Source organism: bacterium, from assembly GCA_019695305.1.
In the GTDB taxonomy this organism is placed as follows: domain Bacteria; phylum UBA10199; class UBA10199; order UBA10199; family JAIBAG01; genus JAIBAG01.
This window is the reverse complement of the sequence record JAIBAG010000003.1, coordinates 86,724-103,573: the sequence shown is the minus strand read 5'-3', so window position 1 is coordinate 103,573 and position 16,850 is coordinate 86,724. Positions and strand designations below refer to the sequence as shown.

The window sequence follows — 16,850 nt, the reverse complement described above, 5'->3', positions numbered from 1 at the left end:
GACTGTTAGTTATTGATAAATGACTAAAGGCACTCCTGTTAGATTTAAATGTCTATCTGTAGACCAGCAGGATTTTATTTTAAATTTTTTCATCAACCATAAACCGCTCGCATCAGCTAAAGTAAGTTTTTGATCAGAATAATCTCTTAATACACGTGTAGCCCCAGCAATATCTGTTTTTTCCATTCCTTGAATTTCCAGATTTTTTAAATCTTCTATAAAGCTCATAAATTGCAAAGCTTTGTAGGAGTCGTAACGTTTTAAAAACCACGCCTGAGCCTCTGCAATAACTAATGATGAGGTTAATAATTTGGGAGGATCACTGAAAAGTCTTAAAAAAAGAGGATGAAACGTATCGGCCTGATCTAAAAACGCGATAAAAGCACCCGTATCAACATAAACACTAATCTTTTTGGCCATAAATAATATCGTCTATTTCTTGACTGGAATTGGGATTTTGTGAATCAACCATGCCTGCATACTTCATCCATGGTTTTTCTTTGGATACTGGAATAATACTTCTTAAAGAACGTCTTAATAATTCAGCTAAAGATAAACCCCGCTTCTCCGCTTCTCTTTTTGCAGACTTATATTCATCCTGAGAAAGGCTAATTTGGGTGCGAATCATCATGATAACAAAATTATATTATTTGTTATCATTAGTCAATGCCTTACTTGTCTCAAATGCAGCCCCTAAAGCACAAAAACCAGCCACTCCAACACTTGTAACGTCATTGATATTACTGCTATTTATCCCACCTATAGCAAACACGGGAATTTGAAGCGCCGCACAGGTTTTTTTTAAAACATCAAGGCCTAACGCCGGATAATCTTCTAGTTTTGATTTAGTTTTATAGATGGCTCCGAGGGTAACATAGTTTGCTCCCTCTTTTTCTTTCTGAATCGCTTCTTCTCTAGAATGCACAGACACACCGATAATTTTATCAGGCCCTAATATTTTTCTGGCCTCGGCAACGCTCATTGATTGGTAAGTGAGATGCGCCCCATCCGCTCCTAACTCACGGGCTAAATCTACGTGATGATTGATAATGAAGGTAAAAGGATTATGAATTTTGAGATAATAAATTTCTTGAGCGACTGGCAAAAAATCTTCTATTTTATAATTCTTAAGACGCAGCTGGAGAGTTTGATATCCTTTCGATAAAAAATATTCAGCTAATTGATACGGACTTTGTTCTTTTAAGAGAGATTCGTCGATAATGGGATAGAAACCTTTGGATAAATGCATAAAAAAACCGGCTTTTTTATTGCCGGTTCAAATAAAATATGGTGGCCCTTAACCTTCGGTTAAGGACACACTTTTTCTAGGTTTCTCTCAGGGCCTTACAGGCCCCGAGATAAACCAAGTAAAAGTGGAGACGAACGGGATCGAACCGTCGACCTCCGCAATGCCATTGCGGCGCTCTCCCAGCTGAGCTACGTCCCCAAATTTGAGAGCGAACCTTTTAACAGTATTATAATACTTCCGTCAATAATAACTTGTAAGCCGTATATTGATGGGATATCAGGCTGTTATCTATGAACACCGACGTTAAAGGCCTTTTTTCTGATATTGCTCCTACGTACGACTTACTCAATCATTTGTTAAGTTTTAGTATCGATAAACGCTGGAGAAAAAAAACCATCAATCTTATTCATCCCGATAAACAAAGCCCTCTTCATGCACTCGATTTATGTGCCGGAACACTCGATTTAACTATAGAGTTCTTAAATCAATTTAGTGCTTCCACTGTTACCTCGCTCGATTTTGCAGCCCCCATGCTTGAAAAGGGGAAACCCAAATTAAATGAAGAGCAATTGTCGCGCACTCAAATTTTATGTGCCGATGCCCTTAACACAGGACTTCCCGATTCTTCTTACGATGTTATTTTCTGTGGCTTTGGATTTAGAAATTTACCCAATCGCACCCAAGCCATTAAAGAAATGTACCGCCTGTTAAAACCAGAGGGTGTGGTCCTTATTTTAGAATTTTTTAAACCCACCCGCTTGACTACCCGCCTCTTTCATAAAACATACGGCAATGTGCTACTCCCTACCGTGGGCAAATTAGTTTCGGGCAATAGCGAAGCCTATCGTTATTTACATAACTCTATTGATAGCTTTATTACTACTAGCGAAGCTATTGGCCTTTTTAAAGCAGGTGGCTTTCAAAATCTTGAAGCTAAAAAATTAACCCTTGGTATTGCCGATATTATCCGAGGCGTAAAATGAAACTCGTCATTGCCATTACAGGAGCCAGTGGAGCCATTTATGCCCATCAGCTCTTAAGCTTTCTTAAAAACGAAGGCGGACACGAAGTAGCCCTCATGGCAAGCCCCAATGGCCAACGCATTTTAAAAGAAGAAATTAATACCACAATTAAAGATTACGGTTTCAACACTTTTGCTCATACCGATTTTAACTGCCCTTTCGCCTCGGGATCAGCCATGGCCGATGCTATGGTAGTGGTGCCTTGTAGTATGGGAAGCATGGCGCGGATTGCTACAGGTTTGGCGAGTGATCTTATCAGCCGTTCGGCCGATGTGTTCCTGAAAGAAAAAAGAAAACTCATTTTAGTGCCGCGCGAAACCCCTCTTTCGCTCATCCATATTAAAAACATGGAAACCTTGAGCCTGGCGGGCGCCACACTCATTCCGGCCAATCCCTCATATTATAGTGAGCCAAAGACAATTGAGGATGTAGCCGCTACGGTGACATCTCGTATTCTGGATCATCTGGGTATCCCCAATAATTTGATGAAAAGATGGAAGCTTTAGCCACCAAAATTAAACATACACTTGAGATGATTAAATTTTCACACTCGGTGTTTGCCCTGCCCTGGGCTTTAAGCAGCATGCTATACGCGGCACACGGTTTTCCTTCCTTTAAGCTTTTTATCTTAATTGTGCTGGCCATGGTTACCGCTCGAAACGCCGCCATGGGCTTTAATAGGGTGGTAGATGCTAAAATGGATGCCGAAAATCCCCGGACTCAAATTAGACATCTTCCAAAAGGACTTTTAAAAACCAATTTTGTCATTGGATTTGTAGTTGTTAATGCTGTATTTTTTATAATAATATCTAAATATATCAATAATTTATGCTTTATATTATCACCTTTTACTTTAATAATACTTTTTTTCTATTCGCTCACTAAACGCTTCACCCATTACACGCAAATTTTTTTGGGTCTTGCTCTGGGACTTTCCCCTTTGGGAGCCTGGATTGCGGTGAAAGCGCAGTTTGATCTTTTTCCCGCCCTCCTCGGCTTATCCGTTTTATTTTGGGTGGCCGGCTTTGACCTCATCTACGCAGCACAAGATTATGTGTTTGATGTGGATAAGGGCGTTTATTCCCTCGTGGTTAAATGGGGAATAGAAAAATCCCTCTTCATCGCCCGTCTCTTTCACGCGTTAGAAATTGCCACTCTCGTTTTTATAGGCTGGAATTTCCATTTAAGCTTCATCTACTTTATTACTATAGCCATCATGGCTATTTTCTTAGCGTACGAACATAGCCTTATTAGCCCCAAAGATTTATCTAAGCTAGATATGGCATTTTTTACAGTAAATGGATGGATTGGTTTTATCTTTTTAGCCGGAACGGTGGCCGAAGTTCTTTTAAGTAAAAGTTAGTATTTTTATCAATAATATTAGTATCTTATATCGCAAAATAGCCTAAACCAAACCCTCTCGTATAAACGATGTATGAAGGATGAAAAACATCCCCTTCTTTAACGGAGCTCCTAATTGCAATCTCAACTGCATGATCATGGCTCTCATGCATCTTAAACCTTGGGCCTCACCTAATGCAGATGGAAAAACCTGGAGTGATCCTTTTAATAATTCTGATTGGCTTGATTATTTTTTAAAACAAGTGGGGCTTACCCGCCGAGGAACAGGCGGAACGGGTTTATCCTCCTGGGTTGTGGCTCAATGCCTAGAATCGCACGATTTATCTACCTGCTTAATCAATGGTGCGCATCTGGGAATAAAAAAAAATAAATTAATTTTAGATAGCGCAAATAATTATGATGAAGCACCTTTTGTGTTAATTGCCTGCGTTCAATATAACTACCTAGAACCGGACCGACACAGCCCTCACGCCGTAGTCATCACCGATATTTCTCCTACCACTGTCACCTATCACGATCCCGGCTTGCATGCTGGCAGTCATATACAAAAAAGCCGCCAACAGTTTGAACAAGCTCAACGTATGTGCGGATTTAGCTCACAAAATTCCATGGGCTACAGTAATTTAATGGTAATTTGGGATCAAGACCACATTCCCGATTTATTTAAAGAACTGGAGCATATGAAACAAAATAAATCTAAAAAAAGAACGCTTAATATAGCCGATGAATATGGCCGCTCAAGCTTTGCTATTTATCGTAATCCCGTATCGGTTATTAATAAAATATTGTTTAAAAGATAGTTAGTTTAATTCCTGCACATGCACCTTGCCAGGACGGATGGGAAGCGTAAAGCAAAACTCGGCACCCTTTCCTAAAATAGAATCTACCCAAATACGGCCGCCGTGGAGTTCGATGATTTTTTTAGCAATGGTAAGCCCCAAACCTGTGCCGCCGTACGAACGCGTGATACTGCCGTTAGCCTGACGAAATTCTTCAAAAATTTTGTGTTGGTCTTCTTCCGAAATACCAATGCCGGTATCGCGAACCACAACTCGTACCATTTCGCCACTACGCTGGGCGGTTACTTCAATGCGGCCGTTTTTAGTAAACTTGGCGGCATTCCCCACTAAATTCATCAGCACTGTTCTAATTTGATCTTCATCACCAAATACCGTGGTATTACCAGCAACCGAGGTTAAAAATTCATTTTGATTGGCAGCATTAATTCCTTCAAACAAGGCCGCCACTTCTTCTACCATGCGCGATAAATCTAAACGGCGGATCTCAATTTCACCGCGGCTGGCTTCCACTTTAATAAGCGAGAGTATATTATTAACAATATCCAGCAGAGAATTACCGGCCTCTTTTATCATTCCCAAATGACGTTTTTGATCTTCGGTAATAGGACCATCGCTACCCTCGTAAATAAGATCGGTTAAACCCAAAATGCCATTTAATGGTGTTCGTAACTCGTGCGTTACATTGGCCATCAGCTGGTTTTTAAGCTCGGTAATTTCGGCCAGTTTTTTATTTTGTGCCTTAATTTGGCTAAAGAGTGTGAGATTAGAAATATGATGCCCAAACCAATACCCTATTAATAAAAGAATACTGCGATCTTCTTCGTCAAAAGCTTTTTCTTTAAGTGGCTTGCCAATATTTAAAATACCAATCCAGCGGTTCTTTAACATGAGTGGAATAACACCCTGGCAGGCAATTTGGGTAAAATAATGAATGCCGGATGAACGTATATCGACATAGCGATTTTCCTGGATAATTTCGTCTTTAAAAAGAACGTTTTGAATTTGGCGCACGTAAAGTAAAAATTCGTAATCGTGCTCAATGGATACATGAAGAGGTTTTTCGCCTACCCACTTATTTAAAACAAACTGACGTGTTTCATCGTGATATAAAAATAGTGAACCACTATCGGCATGAACAATTCCCAAAATAGAGCGAATCATTTCTTCTACATGCTCGCTACTTGAATCTAAGGTTTCAAGCTGACTCATGAGTTTACGAAACACCAACTCATAATTATATTTTGCTTTTTTGGAAAAAAGGCTCATTGAGCCTAAAACTTTAATGAATTAGAGCTAAAATAGCAAGATATCAGTGGATTGTACGAAAGGATTAAAAGAGTATTTATATTTTTTTAAAGAAATAAAGAGTACGGTGACTACTGCCTACTTTTTGTTTTTTAATAAGAGAAAAATAGGATCCAAACGCTTCTTCAAATCCAGATTCGTTATAATGCGGAAAAATATCTTCACGAGTAGCCAGTAAACGCTTAACCTGTGAATCTTCTTTAGGCACAAACTCAATAATAAGATTTTGGGAAATAGATCCAAAAAAGGACGCTACTTTATGAAGAGGCACATTGTTAGATAGTGCCAAATGATGAATAAGGGCTAGCGCCATAACTAAAGGCGCAGGCCCTCTTCCCATCATGGAATCACGCTCGGAATGTGCCCAACCCAAACCCGGACTTGGATTTGTTAAATCGGAAAAGAGCGGTAAAATATTATCGCGATTTTCTTTTTTACACTGACGGTAGTTTTTTTCTATACAGGCCGGATCAATATCAAACGAGATAACAGGAATTCCTTTTTCGGCCAAAACACGGCTAAATAACCCAGTGTTAGCACCCAAATCCCAGGCTTGTGTATAAGCAGTACTCCCCACACAATCTAAAATAATCTTCTTTTTCTCCTCATGATCGCCGGAAGTATAATTGGTATCGCTGTAATAGTCGGCCCACTCGGTACCCTGGGGTGTCCATTCAAGGCTTTTAATAAAATCCTGAAGATGTGACAGCATGGCTACTAAAGAATTTTTGGGCAATTTACGCACCACCTTGGTTTGCGCATCCGAATACTTTGCCTGTGTTTTAGCATGCCAATGAATATGCGTTAGGTAAGCAAACGAAAATTTAGTGGAAAACGGCAAGAGCTGTGAGGCCAAATCGAGCGGAATGCCATCAATATAATTTTTAAGCAGTGACACCAAACGAATATCCACACGGGCCATTAATGCTAGAGGCGCTAAAAAATGTTGGCAAAACTGTTTGTAGGCTACCCAGGGAGTTCCTTCTTCATATTTTTCAAACGATAATAAATCGATAAGAATGGGCTTACCTTTGTAAAACTGAATATTATAGGCTGTGGCATCTTTTAAAATCATTCCTTTTTGAATGGAAGCCAATGCAATTTTTAGTGTTAACAATGCCGCATCCTTAAGCTGGGAAAAACTCCATTCGTAGGGATAGGAAATAAAGGGAATTTTTTCGGCTTTTAAAATTTTATAGGCCCCTTCCTTGCTTAAATCTGGGCTTTCAATAAAGGGAATAAGACAATTTTTTGAAATAAGATCTTGAGCGAGACCAGAAGACAACAAATGATCGTAATGAATTTTATAAACAGGATTTACCTGCCTAAATATTTGGCCGTTTTGTTCAAATACAAAACCGGAAGGATCACGAAATGAACTCTCTAAAGTAATAGTCATAATTAAAAAGAAACCATAGGTACGGCAATAAGTTCTTGCTTCCCCTTTTTTTGTTTTAAATAAACAGGACTCGGTTTATCAGAAGACACTTCATCATACAATTGCGTTTTTAAGATAGAAATCAAATCATTTTGCCTAACATCTACTCCTCCCTGCATCTGATGAGGTTTTTTAATAGCGAGTAAAGCAGAAAAGGAACTTGTTAAGTCTTCAGGGGTTAAATGAGAATTATAATCGTAATATGGATTATAAGCACGATTAATTCTTGAGCCATGGTCGCCATGCACAACAATAGTGGCCTTATCGTATAAGCCCGCAGCCCGCAAATTTTCTAAAAAAAGACCTAGCTGTTTATGCGTACATTCCATTTGATGATAATAGTTATTGTATCGCTCTTCATAACCCTTTTCGGAATTTAAATGTCCTTCATTATTAAACTCACTTCTGTCTAGCCAAGCCGATGGGACTAAAGCCGTGCAATCTTGATTATAAACATACGGTGAATGAGGCGCTAAAATATGTGCAAAAATCAGATGCTTTCCTGTTTTATATATTTCAACATCTGCACTTAAATGCGAAAAGAGAGACGGCATTGCTTCTAAGGGGCCGGTACGAATAGGAAAAAAATCAGCATACAAAAAGCGCTTATTAAACTCATAAAAAATTGTATTGGTATACAAATACAGTGAACCCAACACACTTAAATTTTGAGGCAATGAATAATTTTGAGATAAAATAGTAGTAGGCGAATTACGCTTGTATCTAAAACAAAAGTCCACATTTTTATCGGTACAAAAATCAAGATAATTGGGCTGATAAACACTAATCTGATAATCTTTTTTAGAAAAATATTTAAACAGATAATTTTCCTTAAGAGAACGATCATCTATATCTCTTTTTTCGCTGGCTAAATAAAAACCATCCATTGTGGGATATGATATATTTAAAATGGCGGGTATAGCATTTTCGGTATAAAAATATGGGCTATACGCTTTGGTAAATACCGTAAATTGCCTCTGGGTAAAAAAATTACTCACGCTCTCACTACGTTTAAACGATGAAGACAAAGCCTTGGGAAAACCGTCTACTCCTAAGTGTTCATCTAAAATGATATACACAACCAAATCATTGTCACCCAATGTTGCTTGCAACTCATTTTTTAATTGAATATTTTCTTTATTGGTCAAATTTAAAATTAAAGACGAAAGCAATAAACCAACAGCAAAGAAGAATAAAATCTTATGAAGCTTATTAAATATAAGAAGTGCAAAAAAACAGCCTAGCAATAAAACTCCTGAATAAATAAAAATAGAAAGGGGAACAATACGATGAGGAGAAATGGTAATCCAAAATAAAAAAACAGGATAATAAAAAACCAGATAAAACCTGGGATGCTTCTTAAAACACGAAAATACAAGCAAAACTAAAAAAATGCTTAGCCCTACCATTACAAAAAGCTCTAAGCGAAAAAGAGGATACTGATGGTGCGAAAGAAATGAAAAGAATGGATAAATAATGAAAAAAACTAGTAGGCCGGCATGAGTAAAAACATGCTTCATTCTTGAATATCTTTAGAGCGTTTAAAAAACTTTTTAATTTTGTGCCAGTAAGCCTTTACAGTGTATAAAGCCGCCAAAAAGCCACCAACAACAACCTGAACAATCATGCTGCCAGTACCGGGATCCAGATAGGCATGAGCATTCTGAATAGGAGCTAGTAAAATAACCAAAAGAATAATAATAAAAGTTCCGTTCATCCGGTTTTCCTATAATAAAACCTATTACCTGACAAGATAATGTTTAAGTGCCTAAAGCAGCTTTCTCTCCCACTCATAAGCAGTACGGCAGATGGTTTCGAGCTGGTTATACTGAGGCTTCCAAGCCATTTGAGAAGTTATTTTAGAATTATTGGCCGTTAAACTGGGCGGATCACCAGCGCGGCGATCGCCTTCTATTACTTTAAAATCAACACCACTAATTTTTTTGATTGTATTAATGATATCGTGTACCGAATAACCCGTGCCATAACCACAGTTAAAAATGTCGGAGGGGTGGTTATCTAAATAAGCAAGAGATTGAATATGGGCACTGGCTAAATCATCTACATGGATATAATCGCGCACACCGGTACCATCGGGCGTAGGATAGTCGGTACCCAAAATAGTAACCGACTTTCTCTTACCACATGCCGCCTCGCAACATACTTTGATGAGATGCGTGGCCCGAGGAGTAGCCTGACCTATGGAGCCATCTACCGCAGCACCAGCTACGTTAAAATAGCGCAAAATAATATACTTAGTTTGAGAATAAGCAGCTAAATCTTGTAACATTTGCTCGGTCATTAATTTAGAATGGCCATAAGGATTTATAGGTAAAAGTGGCGTTTTCTCGTCAACCTGATTTACCTTGGGCATTCCATACACCGCAGCAGTAGATGAAAAAATTATTTTAGGAATCTTATGATCAATAGACGCTTTTATAACATTTAAAGAATTAAGCGTATTGTTGGTATAATATTTAAAAGGATTTTCTACCGATTCCCCTACTTCAATATGCGCCGCCATATGGATAAGCGCATGGATAGAATTTTTTTCAAAAATATCATCCAATATTTTTCTGTTACCCGTATTACCCTCTACAATTACGGCCTGAGAATCTACATATTGCCGATGACCCGAATAAAAATTATCAAGCACCACCACCTGATATTGTTGTGAAATTAATTTTTTTACAATATGTGAGCCAATGTATCCCGCTCCACCTGTCACCAAAATTGTTTTCATACTAGACTCCTAAAGCTTTTTCGTACGCGTCAATAATGTGAGACATGCTGAACAAATCTCTTTTTAATAAGGAGGCCTTTTTCATGGACATCAGTTTACCGTTTTGAACATCCAAAAGCTCGTCTAATTTTTGTGCAAACAAAGAAAGATTGCCCAAGGGACAAGCGACTCCATTTACTCCATCTTCAAGCACATCTGTTAATCCGTCAATATTGCTCCCAAAAATACATAAGCCATAACCTAAAGACTCTACCCCTACCATGGGCAGTCCCTCCGAGAGAGAAGGAATGAGCAACACATCAGAAGAGGCCATCATTTTTTTAATATCCTGAGGATTTTGCCAACCATGGAGTGTAATTTTATTTTTAAGGGAAAATTTCTCAATCAAACCTTTTACCTGGGTAAAATCAGGGCCCTCCCCAACAAAATGAGCCTCCCAATTTGTAGAACGAATATCCTTTAAAATATGAACTAAAAAAGGCAAGTTTTTTTGAGGATTAAAACGTCCAACAAACAAAAGACGAACAGGTGACGCTACAGGAGCTGACTGAGCCGGTAGCCCGCTAAAATTGAGGCCATTATGTATAATGTGTACCGGAACCTGATAGGCCTTTTTAGCAAGGGTGGCCACAAAACCACTTACAGCTGTCACGCCCTTGGCCCGCTTCCAAATAAGACGAATGACAAAATTTAACTTTTTAAATAATCCATCCGTTTGTTCAGGCACTCCTCCTGGCACATCTCCCAAATGAGCCGTGAGCACATAGGGAATGCCCGTGCACAGCGAAACAATCCAAGCTAATACACCAGTAGGAACCGCAAAATGAGCATGAATAACTTGTGGCTTAAAACGACGCACCAGTAGTAATACCGGAATAACGCTACATATTATATACAAAGCCATTTCCCATACACGACAACGATCTGCATAACGCCTAAAGGTAAAACTGCGATGAATGGTATAGCCTGAATCAGTTTCAGTTTTTAAAAGACCTTTAAACCATGTGGTATGAAGATGGATATTATGCCCGCGTGCCGCCAATCCAGAACAAATCTCCTGGCACACACGCCCTCCACCGCCACCCACCGGAGGAAATTCATAGTTAAGTACTAAAATTTTAGCCATAAAGAAAAGGTCAAGAGTGTATGCAAACTCCCCTCTTAAAACAATAAATTTTCTTTCTATATAACACTCTTTCCCGTGGCCCATTCTTCTCTTTTTCTGCTATAGTGTGCCATGTCTTTTAAATCGCGCTTTTTATGTGCATTGGGCTTTGGTATTTTTTCACTCTTGTTTTATAAAATCTGTCAATATTTGGCGCCACACATAACTCAACCCGTTACCCTTGGCTTGCCATTTGAAGAAAAAATTCCTTTTATTCCTCTATTTACCATCTTTTACATTGGCTGTTATATTTTACCCCCGTGGCTCATGCTCAATATCCACGAAAAAGGCCGTATGATTAAAGTACTATCAGCCTTTATGGTTACTTCGCTTATTCATTTTACTATTTTTACTTTTTATCCTGTTCAATACATATACCGTCCATTAATTGCATCCGAAAATGCACACGGAGTTTTGTTTACATTAAAATGGATTTATTTTTTGGACGAACCTATCAATAATTTTCCGTCTATGCATGTGTCATTTTCTTTTTTATCGTATTATTTTGTACGGCGTTATTTACCCGAGCACAAATGGGTAGTGGGAACACTTGTATTACTCATTTCTCTTTCCACTCTTTTTGTAAAACAACACTATATTGTAGATGTATTAGCGGCCGCTTTACTAGCATGGCTGGTAAGTTTAATGTTTATTGAAAAAACGGTTAAAATTCCTCATCCCGACGAACTTTTTCCCAAAAAGGAAGGAACATCAAGCGAAACCGGCAAAGCCGAAGCTATGGAACGATAACAGGCATCCATATAACAAAAATCGTAAAAAATCTGCTCTAACTTTAAAAGAGGTTTTTCACCTTTATCAATGCTTGCCACAAAGTTTTTCCACATAGCTCCATAACCCGATCCATCTTTTATATGCGGTTTTAATATGCGAGTTTGAGTACCATTTGAAAAACCCCATAAATTATCGGCATGAAAAACAAAGTTACCTTTTTCCATCACCACGCGGCACACATTTGAAAAAAGACGTCTCTTTAAACCCCAACTATGAAAAAGTCGCCCCACTAAACCAGAACGATGGTGAGAAACTGCATAGACTGTATCTTCAAAAGGGGTAATCGAGAGTGGTTTTTGGGGTTTAAAGGCGTGCACTGATGAAACAGATTGAAATGGATTTTCTTCAAACACTGCGGTTAAATCGAGCAAGCGATGAATCCAGTGCACGCCGCCTTCGTGCAAAGCACCTAAAGGCATTTGACCACTATCCTGCCGCCACCCCAAACGTTTTTGTACGCCAAAGCGTGTCACTTCAATAGCAATGGGCCTTCCCCAACGCTTATCTAAAAGTTTCCTTTTAATTTTTTGTTGAAAGGCATTGTAATGCTGATTTTCGGCCACCGCTATAAAGTTGTTATATTGCAGCATGGCCTCGCCTAATTCTTTAAGCTCGGTAAAACTTTGAAAGACGGGTTTTTCAACTATGAGATGTTTTTTAAATGCCATTCCCTTTTTAATAAGTTCGGCATGAAAAGCCGGTGGTGTTGCTATCACCAGCACATCCGATTTTGGGGAGTTTATGGCTTCATCGTACGACGCATAAAAAGAATCCAAACTAAATTTATCGCGAAAATTTTTAGCTTTTTGATAATCACGGCTGGCAATAGACAAAGTAACAGGAAGCCCCAGGTTTTTGATAATACGAATATGTTTTTCGGTCATAGCCCCGGCGCCTATAAAAGTAATATTCATAAAACTTCCCCTATCTTATCAGCAATACGCAAAGCTTGCGCCGCAATAGTAAGACTTGGATTTACCCCGCTAGATGTAGGAAAAATAGAAGCGTCACACACATAAACATTGTGAGCGCCCCACAAAAGCCCATTTTTATTAACTACCGAATTAGTTGGATTGGTCCCCATTTTACATGTTCCACAGGCATGAAAAAACGACTCCCCTTTAAGCCCAAAAGAAAATATGGAACCCGCCGCTTTCATTATTTCTTTGGCACGCTTCATTAAAAAAGAACGACGTTCTTCATCCTTTTTAGAAAATACCTGAGTGATCTTAACACGATTACCATCTTTCTCAATCCTGTTTTCAAACGAGGGTTCATCTTCGGCTACCACCAACAATTGGCAAGTATTATAATAAAAACGATCTAATGTAGAATGAAGCCAAGTAGGAATTTTTTTATAGATGGTTTTACGTGTTGTCAGGTGATCTTGCTCAATTAAACCACAAACATCACCGTTAGGCTCAAAATAATAATCGCTCACCGAAAACCATTTATGAAAATCATCTTCTTTGCTAATCTTAAAAGGAAATACTCCCACTACCAAACCCAAACAATGCGTCATAAACGATCGGCCTAAATGAGGACTTGCATAGGGTAAGTTAGATCCCGATAAAAAAAGAGGTGAAAAAACAGCCCCGCCCGCAACTATAAAATTTCTTGCACGGTATTCTACATCCTCGTCACCCCTTTTGGCTTTTAACAAAATGGCTTTTTCTTTTTCAAAAACAAGAGATAACGCATCAGTTTGCGCATGACACATTAAACTTTCATTTTCATAGTCTTTAATAAAATCATCCGGATTCCATTTGGCCCCGTAAGCACAAGGAACCTGATTACAATAATTACATCGCACGCAGTTTTTTGAAAAGTTAATCGCAAATGGATGCATGAAAGGCTTAAGCCCCATTTTTTGAGCGCCCCCCATAAGCTTTTGAGAAAGCTCACTCATGGGTGGTAATTTTAAAGGATAAGGTCCACTTCGCGGGGGTTCGGTAGGATCATGACCCGTTAATCCTGATACCTGCAATAACCTTTCAGCTTCCATGTAATAAGGTTCGGTATCAGCGTACGATACAGGCCATTTGTCAAATTCCCTCTCACGCATACGAAGAGAAACACCGGCATAAAACCGTGCCAACCCACCAAATACTTCAGGATACTCTTTTTTGGTTATTTTTGACTTTTTATAAATATCAATTTTAATTTTAGAAACATCCGATGCCCCGGACATAAAACTCTGAGAGTCAAATATATCTCTTACCTGCTGAGGACCGAGGCGAATACCTCTATCTACAAGAATCACCCTTTCACCTTTTTGGTGTCTTTTGTAAGCAGCCATCACTCCGCCCACACCGGCACCTATAACCACAGTATCGGCCTCATATTGTTTAAAAGTCATAATTGAGAAGTATCAAGGAATAGCCTTATCGCAAAGTAAAAAGAAACCCTTTGGGCGCTCTATTTTTTGTGTTAAAAATGGATATGCCTCAAAAAAATAAAAAAGAAAAAGTATTGGTGGTAGCCGCTCACCCCGACGATGAAATCTTGGGATGTGGAGGTGCTATAGCCCTGCATAAAAAAAATGGTGACGACATCCTGGTACTTATCATGGCCGAAGGTATTACCTCACGACTTGAACCAGGAAAAAAAGCAGATAAAGAATTAAAGAAATTGCATGCTCAAGCCTTTAAGGCTAATGCAGCTGTAGGTGCCAAAAATGTCAAACTATGTGCCTTTCCAGATAACCGGATGGACTCGGTAGATATGCTAGATGTTGTTAAGGTCATTGAAAAGGAATCTAAGAACTTTAAACCGACAATTGTATACACACACTTTCCATCCGACTTAAATGTAGATCATCAAATAACATCTCAGGCCGTACAAACAGCCTTTAGACCTATACCGGGTTCATCGGTTAAAAAAATAATCTTTTTTGAAATACCTTCCTCTACCGACTGGCAACTCTCAGAATCATTTAAACCCAATTATTTTGTAGATATAAGCCGTACGCTTAAACAAAAAATAAAAGCACTCCATGCCTATGCCTCCGAAATGAGACCATGGCCACATGCGCGTTCTTATAAGGCAGTTGAAAATTTAGCGCGCCAGCATGGAGCTGTGGTTGGACGCAAAGCCTGTGAAGCTTTTGTTTGCGCACGTGTTATTGAAGGTTAAAACTTAACAGGAGGAACGTAGTTGTAATTATTTCTTTCCCTGTCTTTGTTAATATTATCATCCTCTACTTCTTGTTTAAAATTAACCAAGGGATGTTTTTCCAGGTTAGTTGGCACATTAACAGGTTGGTTCTGTTTCACATCTTTGGCCACATTTCTAGTTACAGGAGCCTCTATAGCTTCGGCATCCTTAGACAAAACAATAATCTCAATCTGGTTTTTATGTGCTTCCTCTGCAGACACAAAACTACTCGCAATAAAACGTCCTCCGTTAATAGAATAGTGTGTTGATAGCCATTGAATAACAAACAAAGCTCGTTCCATTGATAAATCGAGAGGAGAAGAAATTTTTCCCGCCTCATCTATATAGCCTTCTACTTTCACCTGGTTAGGAATATCTTTTAAAAGTTTTCCTAAACTCTCCAAAAAATCACGTGATGCCGATGTTAACTGGATAGTTCCCGGTTCAAAAATAATCGAATCATCTACGGTAATCACAAGTCCCCTATCATCAATAGTGGCTGCAATAACTTGATTCCATTTGCGCGCATCTATAAGTTCCAAAAGCTCTTTGTGCTTGTCACTTACAATATCATCGGGTGGGGTTAAAAAACCCGTGTTTTGATTAAGTGCCGGATCACCTTTTGGAATAATTTTTTCGCTGGTTTCCTTAGGATTTACCTGTGCAGGAGCAATGCGGGAACTTTCATTATCACTTACCACCAATACTTCACGGTTTCTTTGCGCATTACCACCAGCACCACCTTTATCGGAAGGTTCAAATGAGTCTCCCGAAGGCTCTTTAAAAATTGAAAATGAATCGAAGGCAGCTTCAATGGCCAAACCCGATTTGTTGGTTTTACTGTGCTCTACAGCCGACGATGAAAATAACACCACAAAAAACGCAAACAAAAGAGTAATAAAGTCGGCATACGAAACTAACCAACGTTCGTGGTTCACGTGCTCTTCGGCATGTGCTTTTTTCTTCGACATATATTACCTATATTTTTCGTTTTCACGTGACATCAACACAATATCTACACGATCGTCATTTTCTGCCTCAAGATGCCTGCTTCTTTGATTCCCGTAAGCAATAGATACAAATCGTTTGGCATCTAGTTTACCAGTAGTAGAAAGCCACTCAATAACCCTTCCGCTTCTTTTAGCCGAAATTGACCAAGCCTCTTGAATATTAGAAGCGCCAGAATATCCCTCCACACGCACAAAATTGGGAACACCCGACAAAATATAGCTAATTCCCGTTAAAAAAGGGAGCATATCGGGGCTAATCTCAGTTGAATTTGCCTGAAATAACGCGGCTTCTTTAAGACTTATCACCACACCACGAGCTTCTCTTTTAACTTCCATTTTTTTCTCATCATTTTTGCCCAGTATATCCATAATTTGCATTTGAACCTGGCTTAGCTTTTCGAGCTCAGCCATTTTTTTACTTTGATCGTCACTTAAAGACTTTTCATCTTGTGAATCATCCAAACCTTTGGGCATTACATCCACATCACTCACTATGGAAGGAACCATGATAGGAACGCCTTCTTCGTTGCGCATCAGATAATCACGATATTTTTTAGTATTGCCCGCTGCACTCCCTGAATTGGATTGACCTATTTCATCGCCGGAGACGTATTTAAAAATTGAAAAACGTTCAAAGGCTCGCTCCATTGCTACCGACATAGCCTGAGATTTAGATGAATCAACCTGTGCAGATGAAAAAAGAACAACAAAGAAAGCAAACAAAAGAGTGATGAAATCGGCGTAGGATACCAGCCAACGTTCGTGGTTAACATGTTCTTCGGCATGCGCTTTTTTCTTAGACACCTAG

General features: G+C 39.0%; 19 protein-coding genes and 1 tRNA gene. 6 read left to right on the top strand and 14 right to left on the bottom strand.

Going from position 1 to position 16,850, the window contains the following annotated elements; all coding sequences use genetic code 11:
• Positions 1 to 9: 9 nt before the first annotated feature.
• From K1X76_02795 to K1X76_02780, 4 genes are all read right to left on the bottom strand, one after another.
• A complete protein-coding gene (locus K1X76_02795; GenBank protein MBX7147989.1) occupies positions 10 to 420 on the bottom strand; it encodes a PIN domain-containing protein in 411 nt (136 codons plus the stop codon).
• Entirely contained in the window at positions 404 to 628 is a 225-nt protein-coding gene (locus K1X76_02790; GenBank protein MBX7147988.1) for a ribbon-helix-helix domain-containing protein, read from the bottom strand. Before K1X76_02790 ends, K1X76_02795 begins: the two co-directional genes overlap by 17 nt.
• A gap of 18 nt (positions 629 to 646) precedes the next feature.
• Positions 647 to 1,249: a thiamine phosphate synthase gene (gene thiE, locus K1X76_02785; GenBank protein MBX7147987.1), complete on the bottom strand. Its 603-nt coding sequence runs from the start codon at positions 1,247 to 1,249 to the stop codon at positions 647 to 649.
• 125 nt (positions 1,250 to 1,374) lie between these two features.
• A tRNA-Ala gene (locus K1X76_02780) sits at positions 1,375 to 1,447 on the bottom strand.
• A gap of 92 nt (positions 1,448 to 1,539) precedes the next feature.
• Here K1X76_02780 and K1X76_02775 point away from each other — a divergent pair.
• The 4 genes from K1X76_02775 to K1X76_02760 all read left to right on the top strand — a co-directional run bounded on the left by K1X76_02775 (position 1,540) and on the right by K1X76_02760 (position 4,433).
• A complete protein-coding gene (locus K1X76_02775) occupies positions 1,540 to 2,232 on the top strand; it encodes a ubiquinone/menaquinone biosynthesis methyltransferase (protein ID MBX7147986.1) in 693 nt (230 codons plus the stop codon).
• On the top strand, positions 2,229 to 2,777 hold the full coding sequence (locus tag K1X76_02770) for a UbiX family flavin prenyltransferase (GenBank protein MBX7147985.1): 549 nt from the start codon (positions 2,229 to 2,231) through the stop codon (positions 2,775 to 2,777). Before K1X76_02775 ends, K1X76_02770 begins: the two co-directional genes overlap by 4 nt.
• Complete coding sequence (gene ubiA / locus K1X76_02765) at positions 2,765 to 3,634, top strand: putative 4-hydroxybenzoate polyprenyltransferase (protein ID MBX7147984.1); 870 nt, start codon at positions 2,765 to 2,767, stop codon at positions 3,632 to 3,634. Before K1X76_02770 ends, ubiA begins: the two co-directional genes overlap by 13 nt.
• Before the next feature lie 79 nt (positions 3,635 to 3,713).
• The gene (locus K1X76_02760) at positions 3,714 to 4,433 is read left to right on the top strand and encodes a hypothetical protein (protein MBX7147983.1); all 720 of its coding nucleotides are present in this window, start codon (positions 3,714 to 3,716) and stop codon (positions 4,431 to 4,433) included.
• On the opposite strand, the gene K1X76_02755 is transcribed toward K1X76_02760, so the two are convergent.
• The 6 genes from K1X76_02755 to K1X76_02730 all read right to left on the bottom strand — a co-directional run bounded on the left by K1X76_02755 (position 4,434) and on the right by K1X76_02730 (position 11,045).
• On the bottom strand, positions 4,434 to 5,699 hold the full coding sequence (locus K1X76_02755; protein MBX7147982.1) for a GAF domain-containing protein: 1,266 nt from the start codon (positions 5,697 to 5,699) through the stop codon (positions 4,434 to 4,436). It lies immediately after the preceding gene.
• 76 nt (positions 5,700 to 5,775) lie between these two features.
• Positions 5,776 to 7,137, bottom strand: a complete 1,362-nt coding sequence (locus tag K1X76_02750; GenBank protein ID MBX7147981.1) for a class I SAM-dependent methyltransferase — start codon at positions 7,135 to 7,137, stop codon at positions 5,776 to 5,778.
• Positions 7,138 to 7,139: 2 nt separating this feature from the next.
• Complete coding sequence (locus K1X76_02745; protein ID MBX7147980.1) at positions 7,140 to 8,696, bottom strand: sulfatase-like hydrolase/transferase; 1,557 nt, start codon at positions 8,694 to 8,696, stop codon at positions 7,140 to 7,142.
• Positions 8,693 to 8,893, bottom strand: coding sequence for a hypothetical protein (locus K1X76_02740; protein MBX7147979.1), 201 nt, complete (start codon positions 8,891 to 8,893; stop codon positions 8,693 to 8,695). Before K1X76_02740 ends, K1X76_02745 begins: the two co-directional genes overlap by 4 nt.
• Positions 8,894 to 8,944: 51 nt before the next feature.
• Positions 8,945 to 9,919, bottom strand: a complete 975-nt coding sequence (gene galE, locus K1X76_02735) for a UDP-glucose 4-epimerase GalE (protein MBX7147978.1) — start codon at positions 9,917 to 9,919, stop codon at positions 8,945 to 8,947.
• 1 nt (position 9,920) lies between these two features.
• Positions 9,921 to 11,045: a glycosyltransferase family 4 protein gene (locus K1X76_02730; protein MBX7147977.1), complete on the bottom strand. Its 1,125-nt coding sequence runs from the start codon at positions 11,043 to 11,045 to the stop codon at positions 9,921 to 9,923.
• Positions 11,046 to 11,156: 111 nt separating this feature from the next.
• Here K1X76_02730 and K1X76_02725 point away from each other — a divergent pair, with 111 nt between their 5' ends.
• Positions 11,157 to 11,834 (top strand): phosphatase PAP2 family protein, encoded by a 678-nt coding sequence (locus K1X76_02725; GenBank protein MBX7147976.1) that lies wholly within the window; start codon positions 11,157 to 11,159, stop codon positions 11,832 to 11,834.
• On the opposite strand, the gene K1X76_02720 is transcribed toward K1X76_02725, so the two are convergent.
• Both K1X76_02720 and K1X76_02715 read right to left on the bottom strand, forming a co-directional pair.
• The gene (locus K1X76_02720; GenBank protein MBX7147975.1) at positions 11,759 to 12,790 is read right to left on the bottom strand and encodes a Gfo/Idh/MocA family oxidoreductase; all 1,032 of its coding nucleotides are present in this window, start codon (positions 12,788 to 12,790) and stop codon (positions 11,759 to 11,761) included. The two genes, K1X76_02725 and K1X76_02720, sit on opposite strands and share 76 nt — an antisense overlap.
• Positions 12,787 to 14,235 carry a GMC family oxidoreductase gene (locus K1X76_02715; protein ID MBX7147974.1) on the bottom strand — a complete coding sequence of 483 codons (1,449 nt, stop codon included), beginning with the start codon at positions 14,233 to 14,235 and terminating at the stop codon, positions 12,787 to 12,789. Before K1X76_02715 ends, K1X76_02720 begins: the two co-directional genes overlap by 4 nt.
• 83 nt (positions 14,236 to 14,318) lie before the next feature.
• On the opposite strand from K1X76_02715, the gene K1X76_02710 reads away from it, so the two are divergent.
• A complete protein-coding gene (locus K1X76_02710) occupies positions 14,319 to 15,011 on the top strand; it encodes a PIG-L family deacetylase (GenBank protein ID MBX7147973.1) in 693 nt (230 codons plus the stop codon).
• Here K1X76_02710 and K1X76_02705 read toward each other — a convergent pair.
• Both K1X76_02705 and K1X76_02700 read right to left on the bottom strand, forming a co-directional pair.
• Positions 15,008 to 16,003, bottom strand: a complete 996-nt coding sequence (locus tag K1X76_02705; GenBank protein MBX7147972.1) for an OmpA family protein — start codon at positions 16,001 to 16,003, stop codon at positions 15,008 to 15,010. The genes K1X76_02710 and K1X76_02705 overlap by 4 nt on opposite strands.
• Before the next feature lie 3 nt (positions 16,004 to 16,006).
• Entirely contained in the window at positions 16,007 to 16,846 is an 840-nt protein-coding gene (locus K1X76_02700) for an OmpA family protein (GenBank protein MBX7147971.1), read from the bottom strand.
• Positions 16,847 to 16,850 lie beyond the last annotated feature (4 nt).

Coding starts and splice junctions, on each gene's coding strand:
- K1X76_02750 (MBX7147981.1), bottom strand. CDS start 7,137: ATGACTATTACTTTAGAGAGTTCATTTCGTGATCCTTCCGGTTTTGTA.
- ubiA (MBX7147984.1), top strand. CDS start 2,765: ATGGAAGCTTTAGCCACCAAAATTAAACATACACTTGAGATGATTAAA.
- K1X76_02795 (MBX7147989.1), bottom strand. CDS start 420: ATGGCCAAAAAGATTAGTGTTTATGTTGATACGGGTGCTTTTATCGCG.
- K1X76_02790 (MBX7147988.1), bottom strand. CDS start 628: ATGATTCGCACCCAAATTAGCCTTTCTCAGGATGAATATAAGTCTGCA.
- K1X76_02760 (MBX7147983.1), top strand. CDS start 3,714: ATGAAAAACATCCCCTTCTTTAACGGAGCTCCTAATTGCAATCTCAAC.
- K1X76_02710 (MBX7147973.1), top strand. CDS start 14,319: ATGCCTCAAAAAAATAAAAAAGAAAAAGTATTGGTGGTAGCCGCTCAC.
- galE (MBX7147978.1), bottom strand. CDS start 9,919: ATGAAAACAATTTTGGTGACAGGTGGAGCGGGATACATTGGCTCACAT.
- K1X76_02740 (MBX7147979.1), bottom strand. CDS start 8,893: ATGAACGGAACTTTTATTATTATTCTTTTGGTTATTTTACTAGCTCCT.
- K1X76_02770 (MBX7147985.1), top strand. CDS start 2,229: ATGAAACTCGTCATTGCCATTACAGGAGCCAGTGGAGCCATTTATGCC.
- K1X76_02745 (MBX7147980.1), bottom strand. CDS start 8,696: ATGAAGCATGTTTTTACTCATGCCGGCCTACTAGTTTTTTTCATTATT.
- K1X76_02775 (MBX7147986.1), top strand. CDS start 1,540: ATGAACACCGACGTTAAAGGCCTTTTTTCTGATATTGCTCCTACGTAC.
- K1X76_02720 (MBX7147975.1), bottom strand. CDS start 12,790: ATGAATATTACTTTTATAGGCGCCGGGGCTATGACCGAAAAACATATT.
- K1X76_02755 (MBX7147982.1), bottom strand. CDS start 5,699: ATGAGCCTTTTTTCCAAAAAAGCAAAATATAATTATGAGTTGGTGTTT.
- thiE (MBX7147987.1), bottom strand. CDS start 1,249: ATGCATTTATCCAAAGGTTTCTATCCCATTATCGACGAATCTCTCTTA.
- K1X76_02725 (MBX7147976.1), top strand. CDS start 11,157: ATGTCTTTTAAATCGCGCTTTTTATGTGCATTGGGCTTTGGTATTTTT.
- K1X76_02705 (MBX7147972.1), bottom strand. CDS start 16,003: ATGTCGAAGAAAAAAGCACATGCCGAAGAGCACGTGAACCACGAACGT.
- K1X76_02715 (MBX7147974.1), bottom strand. CDS start 14,235: ATGACTTTTAAACAATATGAGGCCGATACTGTGGTTATAGGTGCCGGT.
- K1X76_02730 (MBX7147977.1), bottom strand. CDS start 11,045: ATGGCTAAAATTTTAGTACTTAACTATGAATTTCCTCCGGTGGGTGGC.